The sequence below is a fragment of the Paraburkholderia sp. J76 genome, from assembly GCF_905220295.1.
GTDB lineage: Bacteria > Pseudomonadota > Gammaproteobacteria > Burkholderiales > Burkholderiaceae > Paraburkholderia.
On sequence record NZ_CAJMZJ010000046.1, the window covers coordinates 1 to 815 of the forward strand.

The 815-nt window shown below is 63.9% G+C and carries 1 pseudogene; it reads left to right on the forward strand.

The features are described from left to right. Positions 1–167: 167 nt before the first annotated feature. Positions 168–815: pseudogene (locus tag U5768_RS31835) on the forward strand (urocanate hydratase); the annotation flags it as partial.

The window sequence follows — 815 nt, forward strand, 5'->3', positions numbered from 1 at the left end:
GCGCGCCGAGGTGCCGCATTACGACCTCGACCGCTATTTTGCTCCGGACATCGAAGCGATCACGCGCCTCGTGCAAAACGGCGCGATTGCCACACACAGCCCGCTGGCGTTCGAGTCCGAGCAATAAGAAAAAAGTCTTCCTGAATAATATCCACGACGAATACGCCATGAACCACCCGAACTTCACCGACCCCCGCCTCGACCCGACCCGCACGATCCGCGCGCCGCGCGGCACGCAGAAGGTCTGCAAGACCTGGCTGGCGGAAGCCGCCTACCGGATGCTCCAGAATAATCTGGACCCCGAAGTCGCCGAGCATCCGCATGCGCTCGTGGTGTACGGCGGCATTGGCCGCGCCGCGCGCAACTGGGAGTGCTTCGACCAGATCCTGACGTCGCTGAAGGACCTGAACGAGGACGAAACGCTGCTGATCCAGTCGGGCAAGCCGGTTGGCGTGTTCCGCACGCATGCCGATGCCCCGCGCGTGCTGCTCGCGAACTCGAACCTCGTGCCGCACTGGGCCACGTGGGAGCATTTCCACGAACTGGACCGCAAGGGCCTCATGATGTACGGCCAGATGACGGCGGGGAGCTGGATCTACATCGGCTCGCAGGGCATCGTGCAGGGCACGTACGAAACGTTCTATTCGGTGGCGAACCAGCACTTCAACGGCAATCCGAAGGGCCGCTGGATTCTCACCGGCGGTCTGGGCGGCATGGGCGGCGCGCAGCCGCTCGCCGCGACCATGGCGGGTTTCTCGATGATCGCCGTGGAATGCGACGAGACGCGCATCGACTTCCGCCTGAAGACGCGCTAC